Origin of the sequence: Holtiella tumoricola, assembly GCF_027857615.1 — a bacterium.
Taxonomy (GTDB): domain Bacteria; phylum Bacillota; class Clostridia; order Lachnospirales; family Cellulosilyticaceae; genus Holtiella; species Holtiella tumoricola.
Genome location: NZ_JAQIFT010000048.1, coordinates 53,270 through 68,670, shown reverse-complemented (window position 1 = coordinate 68,670; position 15,401 = coordinate 53,270). Strand labels below are relative to the sequence as shown.

At 29.4% G+C, this 15,401-nt stretch carries 12 protein-coding genes; 4 read left to right on the top strand and 8 right to left on the bottom strand.

Translation table 11 applies throughout. The features are described from left to right. Positions 1-738 precede the first annotated feature (738 nt). A complete protein-coding gene (locus PBV87_RS13250) occupies positions 739-1,641 on the top strand; it encodes a tyrosine-type recombinase/integrase (RefSeq protein ID WP_271012598.1) in 903 nt (300 codons plus the stop codon). Between the two features lie 133 nt (positions 1,642-1,774). Here the strand turns inward: PBV87_RS13250 and PBV87_RS13245 are convergent, their stop codons facing one another. Then, positions 1,775-4,513 carry a hypothetical protein gene (locus PBV87_RS13245; protein WP_271012597.1) on the bottom strand — a complete coding sequence of 913 codons (2,739 nt, stop codon included), beginning with the start codon at positions 4,511-4,513 and terminating at the stop codon, positions 1,775-1,777. A gap of 553 nt (positions 4,514-5,066) precedes the next feature. Next, positions 5,067-5,915 carry a hypothetical protein gene (locus tag PBV87_RS13240; protein ID WP_271012596.1) on the bottom strand — a complete coding sequence of 283 codons (849 nt, stop codon included), beginning with the start codon at positions 5,913-5,915 and terminating at the stop codon, positions 5,067-5,069. A 402-nt stretch (positions 5,916-6,317) separates the two neighbouring features. Between PBV87_RS13240 and PBV87_RS13235 the strand changes: the two genes are divergently transcribed. Continuing rightward, positions 6,318-7,316 carry a phage/plasmid replication domain-containing protein gene (locus tag PBV87_RS13235; RefSeq protein WP_271012595.1) on the top strand — a complete coding sequence of 333 codons (999 nt, stop codon included), beginning with the start codon at positions 6,318-6,320 and terminating at the stop codon, positions 7,314-7,316. A gap of 25 nt (positions 7,317-7,341) precedes the next feature. Here PBV87_RS13235 and PBV87_RS13230 read toward each other — a convergent pair whose 3' ends face one another. The 3 genes from PBV87_RS13230 to PBV87_RS13220 form a co-directional block, all read right to left on the bottom strand. Continuing rightward, entirely contained in the window at positions 7,342-7,827 is a 486-nt protein-coding gene (locus PBV87_RS13230; RefSeq protein ID WP_271012594.1) for a hypothetical protein, read from the bottom strand. A gap of 152 nt (positions 7,828-7,979) precedes the next feature. Continuing rightward, positions 7,980-8,144, bottom strand: a complete 165-nt coding sequence (locus PBV87_RS13225; protein ID WP_271012593.1) for a hypothetical protein — start codon at positions 8,142-8,144, stop codon at positions 7,980-7,982. A 410-nt stretch (positions 8,145-8,554) separates the two neighbouring features. Further along, entirely contained in the window at positions 8,555-8,995 is a 441-nt protein-coding gene (locus PBV87_RS13220) for a recombinase family protein (RefSeq protein WP_334305094.1), read from the bottom strand. A 150-nt stretch (positions 8,996-9,145) separates the two neighbouring features. Here PBV87_RS13220 and PBV87_RS13215 point away from each other — a divergent pair, with 150 nt between their 5' ends. Both PBV87_RS13215 and PBV87_RS13210 read left to right on the top strand, forming a co-directional pair. Beyond that, positions 9,146-9,754, top strand: coding sequence for an IS91 family transposase (locus tag PBV87_RS13215; protein WP_271012592.1), 609 nt, complete (start codon positions 9,146-9,148; stop codon positions 9,752-9,754). 237 nt (positions 9,755-9,991) lie between these two features. Next, positions 9,992-10,228: a hypothetical protein gene (locus PBV87_RS13210; protein ID WP_271012591.1), complete on the top strand. Its 237-nt coding sequence runs from the start codon at positions 9,992-9,994 to the stop codon at positions 10,226-10,228. 451 nt (positions 10,229-10,679) lie between these two features. Here the strand turns inward: PBV87_RS13210 and PBV87_RS13205 are convergent, their stop codons facing one another. From PBV87_RS13205 to PBV87_RS13195, 3 genes are read right to left on the bottom strand one after another with little or no spacing between them, the layout of a single operon-like run. After that, positions 10,680-13,127 (bottom strand): AAA family ATPase, encoded by a 2,448-nt coding sequence (locus tag PBV87_RS13205; RefSeq protein WP_271012590.1) that lies wholly within the window; start codon positions 13,125-13,127, stop codon positions 10,680-10,682. Then, on the bottom strand, positions 13,111-13,710 hold the full coding sequence (locus PBV87_RS13200) for a hypothetical protein (RefSeq protein ID WP_271012589.1): 600 nt from the start codon (positions 13,708-13,710) through the stop codon (positions 13,111-13,113). The genes PBV87_RS13205 and PBV87_RS13200 overlap by 17 nt, the downstream gene beginning before the upstream one ends. Beyond that, the gene (locus PBV87_RS13195) at positions 13,704-15,332 is read right to left on the bottom strand and encodes a hypothetical protein (protein WP_271012588.1); all 1,629 of its coding nucleotides are present in this window, start codon (positions 15,330-15,332) and stop codon (positions 13,704-13,706) included. The genes PBV87_RS13200 and PBV87_RS13195 overlap by 7 nt, the downstream gene beginning before the upstream one ends. Positions 15,333-15,401 lie beyond the last annotated feature (69 nt).

Sequence of the window (15,401 nt, the reverse complement as noted above, 5' to 3'; positions counted from 1 at the left end):
GCAAACAACTTTTTCTTAGACATCCCTACTTTGACGGTGACATCACAGTAGCCGGATGAATATGTTTTACAAGAATTCATGTTTATACAATTAACAACACTTACTTATTTAAAAAGTTTAAATGAAACGGATAGCCAACTTATGGGTTACAAACTACTAGATCATGAATGGTGTAAAGTCCTATGACCTCTTTCATCAACCAGATACTAGGTACTTTAGTAAGAACGAGAACTGGCTAGGAAGGGACTAAATAACTATTTACATACCGTTGTTGTTGATTACTTATTTCATGTATTCTACATACATTTGTCACCTATAAAAGCCAACTTAAGTTTGCCTGTATTCTGGAGGGGAAAAGGCAGCTTAGGTTGGCTTTTGTTGTGTAAACTAATGTTATATTTCTTGTTCTGTCATCAAATAATCCATAGAAAAATTTAAAGATACAGAGGTTACATTTCTGCAACCTCTTTTCTTATGCCGAAAATAAAAAAGGCAAGTTCATGAGTTTCCTCAATCTCTTGCCTATTAAATCCTTATTAAGTTGTTAACCAAGTCTATACGCCGGGGTATGTTTAGCTCATAGTTATTGTTTTATTTGTAGTCCAAAATACAGTATAGATAAGGCCTCATGATCCACTTCAAAGCATTGTGCTTTCTATGTTCTGCAAAAAGCAGGACAATAAGTGGTTATAGCCTTATTTTTTAGAACTACACTAATCTATAACAAGGAGTATAACAATGACTGAAATGTCCCAACTCACGACCTATTTTGAAGAATATTTAGGCTACCTTTCTGCCGAAAAAAACGTGTCCAAATACACATTAGATAATTACACAAGTGATTTTAAGATTTTTACCCACTTCTTATTACTCAAGAGTCTCCCCCTTGATATGAGTAAAATTAAAACTCGAGATTTACGAAACTATCTAATCTACCTAAAAAACGATAAAGAATACCAGAACGAATCTATTCGTCGCAAAGTCAATGCTCTAAGAAGCTTCTTTTACTTTCTTACAGAACAAGAATACATTGACAAAAATCCTTCTTTGTCTATTCATGCTCCAAAACGTGTAGAACGCCTTCCCATTTATATGACTGAATTTGAGCTCAATTTATTTCTGAAAACGATTGAATCAACAGGTCTTAAAAATGCTTTACACGATTTTTGCTTTTTTAAATTATTGGCATATACTGGTCTGCGTCGCCAAGAAGCTATAAACCTTAATTGGAGTGATATTAACTTCGGAAATAACACTATTACTGTTAATATGGGAAAATGTAAGAAATCCCGAGTTGTTCCTATGCCCGAATCTTTATCTGAAAAGCTCTGGGAATACCTGCAAACAAGGCTTCCATTATCTACTCAAGCAGTATTTTTAAGTGAAGCTGGCAACCGTATATCCCCTTCTATTACTGGAACGCGTTTTACTAAGTATCTTAAACGTTCAGGTCTTACAGGTAAGGGATTTACCATGCACAAACTTCGTCATACTTATGCCTCTCATCTAGTATTAGCAGGTGTCGATTTATTAAGTGTTCAACAATTATTAGGTCATTCAGATCTTAATTCAACTCAAGTTTATACGCATATTAATACCCAACATTTAAAAAAACAAATTGAGAAATCACCTTTTAGATAACTAAGGTCATAAGCACTGACCTAGCTACTTTATATCATTATCTTCTTTTCAATTCATCTATTTTCACAGTTATTAATCTTGTAAAATTTGTTTTGACTCGAATACCTATTTTTTCTGTAAAGTTTTAATAATATTATTGTTGACTTAGTATCTCCTCACAGACTTTTCTCACCATATAATTAGGATCAACAGCTGCTTTTTGTAGTAAGTAATCAGCTATTGATTTTGCCATTTTGTGATTTTTAGCAGTTAACCTAATAATACCATTCTTAATATAAACATTATCTGAATCCATTAACTGAATTAATTGATTCGAAATAATACTCTGGTTATTATTATTACGAAGCAATTGGAACAGTATTCTAATTGCTTTCCATCGCAAATCTACTTGATTAGACTTACACCATGTTAGGACTTGTTGTAGAAGAAGTATTTCAACATTTTGTGGTATTTCTTCTTCATCAGCTTCTAAAAATGTTAAAATTATTTTACTTACTTGTAATTGTGTAGGGATATCGTCTACCAAAAAAGGCAACATTTCCATCATAGGTTGATATATATCTTCTCCGAAGCAATTATATAAGAATAATATAGAAAACTTAAGTGCTATTATAGATAGATTAGACATTAAGACTTTTCCATCTTCAGTAATCTCTTTATTATCTTTTAATTTTTCTATTATTACTTCATTATGTATCATTAATTGAGGGAATCTTTTGCATAAAAATATTAAAAGTTCTATTGCATCACACTTTTCTTCTATCGTTTGTCTTTTTGATAACAATGTATTGCTTGCAGCAGAAAATGTAGCATTTAATAATTCTTCACTATATATATTATCCGAATTAGTTATAATAGATTTTATTATTATATGAGCACGATCCCCATATCCTGAATAGGTTCCATTTTCCCCCTGTTTCATATTACGCTTATTAATTTTATCAATATACTTACTAATAAACAAAGGCATTTCTTTATCATCTTCTGATGTCTCAAGCTTATAATCTTCCTCATAGAATTTAGGCATCTCTTTTCTTATAGTCTCATCAAGTTCTTGTGTAAGAATTTTGTCTTGTTTACGTAAACACTGTAACAAATACCCTAAATTATTTGAATGATTACGTTTTTCTTCATCCTCTACAACCATTCTAATTTGCTCAATCAATCGTTCACATACTATATGATTTAACTGCGAAAGCTTAATATGCTGTCCTATTAGCTTAAATAACCCATCTTCCCATCTAACTCTACCTCTCTCTAAAAACTTACAACATATATCTACCAATCTATTTGGATCTATTCTTCTTGCAACCCCATCTAAGGCACTAATTATATGTCCACCCAATAAGATACAAGCTTTATCATCTTCTAACCAATCATTTATAAACTCACTAACTTGGTCTATTATATTATCAAAATCCTTGTCTGCCAAGAAGTAGCCCACACTTTTCAGTGCTTCAAGATTACTAATTTGACGTTGATATTCTATAGGGTGATTATTAGTAAAATTAAAAATATCAAGTGCATCCTTTGCATTCATTTTTCCAAGTATATCTTCTGCTTCATAAATGATTCCATCAATTTCTTTTGTATTACAGTTAATCAAAGTGGTTTTTAGTAGTAATACACGTATCTCCCAGTTAGAATATTGTTGACATAAATGAAAAGTTAAAAACTTTATCCTGTCATAGATCTTCATTATATGAGTTAATGATCCATTAAACATAGAAATAACATAAATATTAGAAATTAAATCTGTATAATAACTTAAATTTTTTCCAAACGAATATGTATATGGAGATTTAATTTTTTCATTTAATGAATCAGCAATATACATTTCATTTAATTCTTTATCAAACCTATCTAATAACGGATAATATAAAGCATGTTCACTATTATTAATCTCATCTTGATGTTTATATACAAAATATTCATTTTGAAATTGACTGAGAAAAATATTTTGATTACGTAGGTCAATCAGAATATCCTTTATAATCCAATCTGGAAATAATTGATTCTTTGCCATATCAAGAGCTTGTTCTAGCAATCTAATACATTCCTCCAAATTCCCTTGAAAATATGCCTGTATAGCTTCCCAACGTTTTTTGACAAGACTATGATACTCTGTATCTTGATATACCTCTAAATCTTTTAAAAAAAGTCCAGTATTAAATTCTTGAATAGATTTGTTTTCAAAAAGAATAGTAAGAAATTTACAATACCAGCCATCTAACGAATTAGTATTTTCTATTTCTTTTCCATACCCTTGTAACATCTTTAAAAAATATACCTTGCATTTATCAATATTAGCAATAGTATTTTTAGTTGCAATCGTTGCTTCTAAGCCAAAAGATAATGAAATTGATGATTCTATAGTTTCTTCTATCTTTTCTACATTTTCCAATCTCCCTTTACAGTATTTCTTATATATGCCTATTAAATCACTAATTAAATCTTGTGCACCACTAGTAATAAACTCTTCAAATGAATGAATCACCCTACTCTTTGCAAAATTATATCCCATAATACTTTCTTGCAATGGTGTTTTTTCTGTTGAGTCTTTGTCACAAAAATAATATAATGCTTTTATCTTATACTTATTAACACAATCTATTTCTATCTGAACTCCTGGCCGTATTCCATCTTTATTATCAATGAGGAATATACATACGTCGCATTCCTCAAGCGCACTACTATAATGCTCACCTGCAGATATAATGGATGCTCCTTCACCTTCAAAAAGATATACAGTAGCTATGCCCGTTGATTCAATCAATGCTTTTAAAGCTGCTCTAGCTATATTGTAGTTTTCATAGCCCTCTCCACAGGCAGAACTAATAAATACTTTAATTTTTTCTTTTGTATAAATCATAAAATCCTCCCTCTTTTTCGAATCATTTCTCTATAAATCTCTTCTATTCTATAATAAAGATATTATGTCCCGTTCAAACAAGAGTACATGTACTTTCCACTATTAACTTTTAATAGTTTAACAGTTGTCTTACCCTCTCTATCAAATCACTGTCTTTCTATAACTATTCTATCACCTATTTTACAAGAATCTGCATAATATGATTCAGCGAAATGTTTTCTTGTTTTGTTACCATCATCGAAAATTAAATATTAGTTGATGCTACCTTCTCTATTTCTATATCTATCATCTTCTATCTATGTCATTAGTTACTATGATATCAAAATAATCAGCCACACCGACTACTTTAATCCCTTTGAATGAGCTTATTTAATTCCTTCCTAAAAAATCACTATTTCATATTAACTCACTACACTCCTCCGTTAAATAATCTTATTCTGTTATAATTATCTATACCTTATCATATTTTTTAAATTTTGAAAATGATATTCCCTAGAATGAAAGCACCCAAGGTTAATGACCTTGAGTGCTTTCATTCTAGGGAATATTAATTCTAATTATTTTCAATTAACCTTTTGCAATCTCTATATAAAGTTGCATATGATTTTTCTGTCACACTTGCCACCATGCATCTAGGGTACTCCTTTAACATCGCCACTGCTAACTCTCTTTTCGTAAGTATTCGAAGTTCTTTATTAAGATTCCAGATTTCTAATAATTTTTTTCTTATTTGTTCATACTGACTCTTATCTTTTATCGGTTTAATATAGGGTGAATAGTGTTGTATAACATCTTCTACCTTTTTGCCTTTACTTAAATGATGCCATAATGTTGCTATTGGTATCCTAGTCTTTTCAGAAATCTCTTTGATAAGCATTGGTTCCCCTTGATACTCATATTGCCTATTATTACGTTTATTTTTGTTTTGCTCTGCTAATGTAATAAATCTACAGTTAGCAGGAGTATAGTGTCCATCTGTATCAATTCTATCTAAAGAAAGTCCTTGTTTATAGCCATTACGCATACACCAGTGATAAAAGTATTCAAATTCTAACCATTCATCTGCTACTTTGATACCTCGCCCCCCATAATAAATATTACTCTTATCCTCACATCGTGACTTCATCGCACTCCAGACTGAGTATAAAGGGTGCTTACATAATCCATGTTTTTTTCTGTTCCTGCCCGCTTTAATTTGTAAACAACCACAACTTTTTACTGCCCCTGCTTTAAGAGAAGTCCCCCTTACAGTTTTTCTTCTTCCACATTCACACTGGCACCTGTAGTAAGTATATCCACCTTTTTGATAATCTACATCTATTACCTGTAGTCTTCCATACTTCTCTCCTGTTAAATCTTTCTTAATCTTTAGTGGCCTTTTTATTAATTCCTTATTTTGCAATTTTATTTAACACCTCTACATTTTAGTGTTACCAACTGAAAGTACATCTTATAACCCCAGTTCATCTCTATCTATCAACATTATATTTACTTTTTTATGTATTTCAAGTTATTTTAAAGGGTTATAAAAAATTTATTTTTGTACTCCTTTTATGAATTTTTATCATTCCTTTTATCCACCTCTTCTTTTATATGTCAATAGGATTTAATTTATATTTGTAGATTAATTGCTTTACTTAAGCATTATTTAATAATTCTTTCTGTACTTTTATCTAATATACATTAGAATTGCTTTTTAAGGAATATAAATATGAGTTAGTCGTGCAAAAAAACATCTTAATTAATAAGCCTTATTCCTTGTTAAATAAGCAATTACTCTCATCACGATACTAGGAGGTCCTATATGATACACACACTACAATTTTACTGTTACACAACTTTAGAAGAAATAAGAGATTTGGAAAAGTATTACTCTTTAAGCATTCACGAAGTTCTTCTCAAAGTAGAAGCATGTTATGAAGGAATAAAAATGAACCTTAAACAATTAAATTTTAGCAAAGAATATATATGCTACTTGTTTGTTGATGCAATAAAGCTTTTAGGTAAGGCTGATATCAATCAATCAGACTATCCTGCCCTTGAAAATAGGCTTAATGATCTAAAAAAAAGTCTTTTGTTTAATCTAGACAAAGAGCTAGTTCTACTAAGGATTGATTATCGACTTGATGTTGTAATTAAAGACGAGAATATACGTCATTATCTATTTAACCTATTTGCAAAGAATAAAGAGTACTTCAAACATCTAAAACGTTGTGAAGGCAAAAAGAAATCTATCCATTCTGTAGGCGAAAAATATCAAACTAGCCTATATTATAACTCTAAAAGTATAGTAGCTGTTGTCTATGATAAACCTAAAGAACGGGAATTTAAGCATCAACCGCTTCAAAACCACGAAAAAAATGTTTTAAGATTCGAACTTCGGTTACATAATAATCATTTAAAACATCTGAAACGCAATCACCATATAGAAAAAACACTAAAAAATTATATGAATGAAGATATGTACAAAAAATATATGACAAACTACATACTACAAATTTTTTATCCTGGCGATTTTTATACTATTCGCAAAGCACGAACAATTATCCAAGCCTCTTCCCTAAAAGATTATGACAAAAAAGACTTGAATAACTTCTTAATTCAAGTATCAAAATATGGTATGGAACCTCTAATTAAACAGCGACATACAACTTCCCCTTATGGATTAAGTCGTTATAAGCTAAAAAAAATATTAAATCAATTAGAGGCACTAAATATTAATCCTGTTCTAATACCTGTAAATGCCCAAATACCTAGTCATATACCTAATCCTTTAAAGATTTTACATTCTCCTCATAAATAAAGTAGAGGACAGATTAATCTGTCCCCTACTTCTTATGATTATACACAAATTCCACTAAGGCCTGTGAGACTAAGTCTTGAACTTTTAAATAACTATACTGCTGCTCACATAGTTGAATGAATTCACTATAAATAACATCATTTATTTTTATATTCCTATTAGAAAAAGTACTTTCTCTATCGTAAATACGTTTGTCTAAATCAACATTTTTATTTGAGCACGTTTCAATCATCTTCTTTAAATGTTCTAAATTTTCCTCTAAGAATATAAATGTATCATTATTTATTGCTTGATTTAATTCATACGTTTCTTCAGTATCTGTTAAATACTTACAGTAACGTTTTATTGATTTTATATAAATATATTTTTCATCAGCCATAACTGAAGAAATTTTACTTTTAGATATACCTATCTCCTCTGCAATTTGATCAAATGTCTTATTTTGCAATTGTTCGTTGATATACGCCACTTGCTCTTCTATAGGTGCACTCAAAAATTTTTCATTGTTCATATGTACAACTCCTTTCTACCTGTAAACTCATAATAAAGGCTTTCTGTATTATACATATCAACTGAAATAATATAACTAAAATATGCTTAATAATTAATATCTTTTTTTAATAAAGTGTGTATTCACCTAATAGGCCATATACTCACTTATATCTATTCTACTATTTCAATAATTCTTCTGCCATTTTGTGATTCTACCAAGTAAACATTTATTTTGCTTTTTTTATTCCTTCTTTCAAATTCATAAAGAATATTATCTTCTACTACACTTTTCTCATCTACATCAAATAAATATTCTAAATCCATGTCTTCATACATCTTCATTTACCTCTTTAAGCCATTATTTATATACTGATAATATGTATATCTTTATAGATTTTATCAGTATATATTTATTTTCCTAACCACTATCCCTATGCTATATATCTTATATTATACATACAGTATTCATACTTTATTTGCATACTTTCGCTATTTAATTTCTGTTTGTTGCAAACATACCGCTCTTACTTAATATAATTTTGCCTGAAAATTAGTTCTAAGTTTTCTAATATTCTCCCCATCAATATCTTCATTTCTTTACCTGCTTGTGTCAACTGCATCCCCCATGATTAACCTTCTCTTATTCGTGTAACTACCATCTTTATCGCTCTATACTATGCATTATAAAAACATTCTAGAACATATTAGCATGTCGTTCAGCTTGTCCGGCTAAAAGACATGCTATTTCAATCTTTTTCTACCACTCTAATGTACTTATATATTGTTGTTCTGCTCATACCACATAGCTTAGCTAATTCGGTCAAATTAATATTCTTATTTTTATACCTTGGATAGGTCCTTAAGAAAACTAATGGTATATTTTCCTCAGTAGTTTTAGGCCTCCCAATCTTCTTACCTTTTGCTACTGCATTTGCCATTCCACTTCTAACTCGCTCACTAATCATATTTCTTTCTAACTCTGCAAAAACTCCCATCATTTTTAGCATTCCCTCAGTCATTACATCTAATCTCCCATTTGTACAGTCAACAACAAAGGAACCTATGATGAGCTTTAGCTGTTTTATTCTTATAATTTCTATGATCTCACATAACTGCTTAGTACTACGAGTAATTCTGCTTACCTCAGTCGTAATAATTACATCTCCAACATCAACTTTGTCTAACATCCTATTCAGTTCAATCCGGTCCTCCTTAGTTCCCTAGCATATTCAACATGAATGTCTTTTCGCTTTACCCCTTGTTCCTCTAAGCATCTAATTTGATAACTGACATCTTGTTTGCCTTCATACGTGCTACATCGTGCATATCCATACAACATGAAAATCACCCTCTTATTTTTCCTAATCTATTCAAATTGCAAACATCGTCATCTTGTTTTTACTATTCCTGCTGAGCTTAGAAAATTCTTTCGCCTTGATAGATTCTTATTGGATCTTCTTTTTAAAACTTCTAGCCAAACTTTGTTTGCGTGGTTTTATAAACTCAATAAATCAGAGCATTTTACACCTAGCTTTATCTCTACTCTCCATACCTTTGTCCGTGACCTTAAATGGAATACTCATATTCATATGATTCTTACTGAAGGTGCCTCTGGTAATCATACGGTTTGGCGTCATATTCAGCATATTCCTTTTACTATGCTTGGTCGTCGCTTTCAAGCTACACTCCTTCATCTACTACATAAGTATTTAGGACAAGATTTTTACTCTCTCAAGCCCTTTTTGTTTGAAAGATATAAGGATAGCTTTTATGTCTATGCTAAAAAGGAGAAAGTTTCTATTGTCAAAATCTCCATTGATTACATCATTCGCTATACTGGTAAACCTGTTATGGCACAATCTCGTATTTTAGATTATGACGGGCAGCTTGTTACTTCTTATTATGATCGTCATGAAGATGGTAAACTATTATGGACTTTATGCTAAAGAGCATCAGCACTCCTCCAAACTCTTTCGTCTAACTTCTTCTAGTAAGAAAAAGTTTTGGCAAATGCATTCTAACTGGCGTATGCAGATACTCCTTGCCTTTGGCAACAATCCTCTTCGCTGTTCTTGTGGGCATACACTAGAACTACTCGATATTTTTATCCCTAAATCATCTCCTCTTCTTAATTATATGCCGTCTCCACCTTATACTCTTTCTTAGCAAAGGAGGATTTGTATATGAATATTCTAGAAGTTTTTTCAAAAGAAGATGATTTAGTAGAGTTTGTTTGCACTAAATGTGGCTACAACCTATGGGTTATACGTTTTATTGTAGAAGAATTAGAAGAGGATAATATTTTTAGTGGCTTACCTTCCTCTACACCACCACAACCTTTTTGCCAAATTTGTGATGGTACAATGACACCTGTTTCTTATACTGGAATACAAGGTGCTACTTATAAATATAAAAAATAACTTTTCACCAAAGATTTATTTGTTATACCCTTTTTTAGTTGTCTAAACTTTATAGGCAACTTTTTATTGGGTAGGAAAAACGAAATTTCCTACCCAATAAAAAACAAGTAGGCTAAATCGGCCTACCTATTTTTTATACATTGCTATGCATTCTCTAATATTCCGATATATTCTGATTTTGTCAGGTTAACCCTTGCCATTACTCACCATATAACCAAAAGTTGGTCAATATTATCCATCTTGCCACGAGCAATTGATCCTTATTATATAATTTTCTGATACTTAATTTGGTAATCTTTACCATAAATATTAATCAGTCCATGAGCAAATATTTCTGAGTTTAATTTATTGCAATAATTTCCTACCTAACTTTTAAGTACTTTCTATATCTACCAAAAGTAATGTATGATACTGTATCTATTTTTATTAGGTTTTACTTTATTATTTATTTCTAAAACTTAATTTGCTCATTGTTATAATAATTTATTACTCCATGTGTATCTCTTTTAAATTTAATATTTTGCCATTCTATTCCAAAACTATTCATTTTATGAATAAACATTTTTTCTAAACTATTATCACATGTTGAGAAGAAAAATTGATTAAATACCCCCTCTTCTATATTAAGCTGATATTTAATTATTTCTACTAAGCTAAGTACATTCATATCATCCATACTATTAGTTATATCATCTAAAAAATATGTTTTAAATACGGTTTCATTTGTTCGTCTAAATGCATTTCCTAAAAAGAGGGCAATCATAAATGTGCTTAATTGTCCTTCACTTAATATATTCAATATATTAACATTTTTATCATCTTGTATAGTTGTGCCAGCATTTACCTTGGCTCTATCTCTGACTATTTTAAATTCACCAATACTAGTGTGTTTAATTATCTTGTAAAATATTTTATATAAATATTCACCAACACTATGTAATTCTTCTGCTTCCAGTACAGAAAGTTTACTCCTAATTATATCAATTTTGTTTTTAATTTGTGTGTTTTGAGTTGTTAACTCTAAAATTCTACTATTTATACTTTCATTTTCTTTAACTGTTTTAATGATTTCATTTTCTAAATCTATTATTTCTTTATTTTTACATATTTTTTCTAATACAATCCATTTCTCTCTAAATAATTCAAATTCAAAATCTAATTGCTCATAATATTTTGCTGTTTCAATATAACTATTTAATTTTACTAAACTATTTTGATAGTTCATGTTATCAACTAACTCTATTTCTTCCAAACCTAAAAGATTTAAATAATTACATACTTCTTCTTGAATCTTTTTTTCATGCTCACTGCTAATAATTTGGGATTTAATACTATTTTGGTATTCCAACAAAATAGCATCATCTATTATACTACTAACATAATCAATACCTAGTTGCTTACATAAGTCAAACACCTCTTTTGTATTGTTATATATTTCTTCGAATTCTTTGAGTTTTATTTCTTTTTCTTCTATTTTCTTGTTTAAATTTTGTTTAGCTTCTTCCTTTAATTCTAATAGTAATTTATTATATTCTTCTTGTTTAGCCTTTAGCTTTAATTTTAAAGTCCCAATATCACTTCTTGCTTTTCTTAAATATACCTCTGCTTCTTTAGTTATGTCATCATACTCAATAGACGAAAACCCTTCCTTACCACATACAGGACATCTGTCCCCTTCCTTTTGAAATAAAATAAGACTTTGTTTTTCTCCAACAATATCTGATAATACCTTAATTATATTGTTTCCTGCTTGTTTATCCTTTATTATTTCCTCAACATTTAATATTTCCTGCTTGAGATTAGAAACTATTTCTATTTGATTTTCTTCAAAAATTCTAACTGAGATATTTGTCAACAACGTTTTTAATTCTTCTCTTTTGTTGACTAAATTTTCACATGTTAAACTAGATGTAAATTCTTGTAATTGTCTGATCTCTTGTGATAAAATATCAATACATTCATTATTGTAGAGCTTAAGCTCAATAGCTTTATTAGTTACTTCTCTATTTTCATTATACTTACTCAACAAAGTTTCAAAGAGTATTATTTTATGCTTCAAAATATTGTTATATTTTAATGTATTTAGTGAATTACTTAGCTTTTTATAACCTACTTCCTTAAGACTCTTTTTTTGCTGCATTAGTACTTCCATGGGTTCGCTTATTAGGTCCACTTTTTCATCTATGAATATTTTCTTTAAAGGATAATTTTTTTCTTCTGAATTAGCTCCTTTCAGTGCTTGCAACTTACTGTTTTTTTGCTTTAGCTGATCTTCAGAAATTAATTTTCCTTTTTCTTGATCAATTAAGTCTATATTCCATTTTTGAGCACATTCCAATACTTCAATTATTGTATTTTCTTTTTCCCTATTCTTTAAAAAATCATCGAATTGGTTTTTTACATCTTCTCTTTTCATATTCATAAATCGATAGGCCTTTTGTGTATCGCATACATGGTACTGATAAAAAGAATCTTCTTTAATTAGTTTAATTAGTTCCTGTCTATTTTCTTCAGACAGTTCTCCTGAGATTTCCAGTTCTGATTCTATATCTAATTTATCATCTTTTTGTTTTCTTATAATATGTATAACTTGACCATTTATATCAATTTCTAACTCCACCTTAATGTATTCTTCACTGGAGCACGTTCTATTTTTAATAATTCCTGCATTATTCTCTTGTCTATTTCTCTCTGTTTTGGTTGTATTTCTTTCATTAAAGTTATTTTCAATTCTTCTAATTCTTCCAGTAATCCCCCACTCAATTGCTTCTATAATTGTTGTCTTGCCATATCCATTCGGTCCTGATATAAGAATAAATTTACTATCTCTAAAGTCAAATTCTACCTTTTCTTTATATGTTTTAAAATTTTCTATCTTAACTTTATTGATTCTCATCATTATTAACCCACCTATTAATTAACTTCATTTTATTAGAGTCCATATCTTCTATCACATACATAAACTTCATTACTTCTTCATTAGGTAGAATCTCTTCAAGTTCTTTTTCCAACGTATATAATATTTCTGATCCTGTTTTATTTATGGCTTCAAAATAAAATGGTAGTAATAATTCATCTTGATTTAGTATATTTCCACTCTCATCACATTCTATAAATATTTTTCTACATATTGTAGATGATTTTTCATTTTCTTGAATCAATTCTACTGAATTATTCTCTTTCTTGTATAACATAATTAAACTAATATTGTACTTCAAATACTCAATACTTTCTCTGAACTCATCGCCAAAATTAATAAAGTCACTTATGATATATTGCCACTCTTTAATTATACTTAGTATATCATCAGCTCTTTCTCTTATATCTAGAATTAAAAATAATTCATTCTGTGATTTATGCATATATGCTGCTATCAATGGTTCTATTTTACTTCCATCCTCTTTACAAAATGCAGAAATTGCTTCATCTAATAATAGCGAATATTTTTTACTATTTTCAAAATAATTATTAATTTTCACCATAACCCTTTCTCTCCTCCATCAATTTTACATCTTTTTCCAAAAATACACTTATTACATTCTTCTAAGTCTCCCATTTGTTCATCTGTTTTAATACATTCCAAGCATTCAATATAAAATCTCTCTTCAGTTGAAATTTTATCTATTGCCTGTTCCTCATCACCACTAACAATATCCGTAGCATCCCAAGTGTAACTTTTTAAACCTCTATGTTTCCCTCTATAGTACCATTTGCTAGGCCTTTTCTTACATTCATGAATTTTTCTAAACACATTACTCACTGATCGGCTTTCACTTCCTGGAATTTGGTAGCCCATGATAATAATATTTTCTACTTCATTAGGTAAATTAAATGCAATGTACTCTTGGATATTTTCATCAATATATTGACCAAAATTATAACACTTGATATTCATTAATATTTTCCAGCAATTCAAAATATAACACTTGAAATTATTTTTATTCTCTATCAATAACTTTATTTCTTTCTTTAAATCTACATCATTAAAGTTTATTGTTCTAGAATTTGTAATTGTAAGCAAAAATTTATGCCTTCCCTCATCATTATCAAAAAGTTTTTTTAGATAAATAAGGGTCGATTCAAATAGTTGTTTATATCTTTTTAAAATATCTTCTTCTATGCTGGCATCTTCCTCTAACTCAGAATAGATTTCATTTACAGATGCATATACATACATCCACATTTGTGAAATAATCACACTATTATCAACTACAAATAATTTTAATGTTTTTTCTTCTAGTTCTTTTTTATTTCTTGCTCGTGTACTAAATCCCCTATCATTATCATATCCTTCTTGGATATATAAAAGTGCTGTACCTAATAATATATCTTTTATTTCTTCTTCATCTAAATCAATCTCTCCTATTTTATCTTTGAAATATTCATACAAAACATCACTTACTTGTTCACGATATTTAGTAATCTCCTCTTTATATTCCACTTGATATGCACAATAAAATTTCTTTATTTTATTTTCGCTCCCTAGTATTTCTATTACGTATTTTATTCTCTCCCATTTATCCTCTATCTTTTTCAATTGATCCTTAATATTGATTTTATCAATTTCTTTTTTCTCTATCTTTACCTCTACAGTATCTTCTATAGTTCCTGCTACTTCTTCTGTAGTTCTTGTTGCTTCTTGTACAGCTTCTATCTTAACGCTAGCACCTTCTGCTTCTCCTTTAGCCCATATTTCTTCTTTGACTATTTTTGATTGTTCTGTAGTTTCTATTATTTTTTTCCCCTCAATTGCATTCTTAACATCTTGGTACTTTTGTTTAGTCACGGGCGTCTTCTTATGTATTGCTAAATATAAACTTGCTTGTATATTTTCCAACTCACACAGTAAGTAGTCATAATATAACTCTTTGTATATTTCATCATATTTGGGACTGGTTTTTGGATAGTATTTTACTTGAATAATATGTATATTTTTTTTATCTATATAACAAACATCTTCTATCCATTCAGATAATAAATATTCATGCTGACCACTAATTAATTTTTCTATAGCTAATAAATCTTGAAATATAAAACCACGTATCTTCGAACTCGCATCTCGCTTCTTGTCATAATCATGCATTTCATTAATAACATCTTTCATTTGCTTCTCCCTCAACACCATTTTAAAATATATTAAAGATATATTTATACTTTAATACATTTAATTATA

Coding starts and splice junctions, on each gene's coding strand:
- PBV87_RS13250 (WP_271012598.1), top strand. CDS start 739: ATGACTGAAATGTCCCAACTCACGACCTATTTTGAAGAATATTTAGGC.
- PBV87_RS13245 (WP_271012597.1), bottom strand. CDS start 4,513: ATGATTTATACAAAAGAAAAAATTAAAGTATTTATTAGTTCTGCCTGT.
- PBV87_RS13235 (WP_271012595.1), top strand. CDS start 6,318: ATGATACACACACTACAATTTTACTGTTACACAACTTTAGAAGAAATA.
- PBV87_RS13230 (WP_271012594.1), bottom strand. CDS start 7,827: ATGAACAATGAAAAATTTTTGAGTGCACCTATAGAAGAGCAAGTGGCG.
- PBV87_RS13225 (WP_271012593.1), bottom strand. CDS start 8,144: ATGTATGAAGACATGGATTTAGAATATTTATTTGATGTAGATGAGAAA.
- PBV87_RS13220 (WP_334305094.1), bottom strand. CDS start 8,995: ATGTTAGACAAAGTTGATGTTGGAGATGTAATTATTACGACTGAGGTA.
- PBV87_RS13215 (WP_271012592.1), top strand. CDS start 9,146: ATGAAAATCACCCTCTTATTTTTCCTAATCTATTCAAATTGCAAACAT.
- PBV87_RS13210 (WP_271012591.1), top strand. CDS start 9,992: ATGAATATTCTAGAAGTTTTTTCAAAAGAAGATGATTTAGTAGAGTTT.
- PBV87_RS13205 (WP_271012590.1), bottom strand. CDS start 13,127: ATGATGAGAATCAATAAAGTTAAGATAGAAAATTTTAAAACATATAAA.
- PBV87_RS13200 (WP_271012589.1), bottom strand. CDS start 13,710: ATGGTGAAAATTAATAATTATTTTGAAAATAGTAAAAAATATTCGCTA.
- PBV87_RS13195 (WP_271012588.1), bottom strand. CDS start 15,332: ATGAAAGATGTTATTAATGAAATGCATGATTATGACAAGAAGCGAGAT.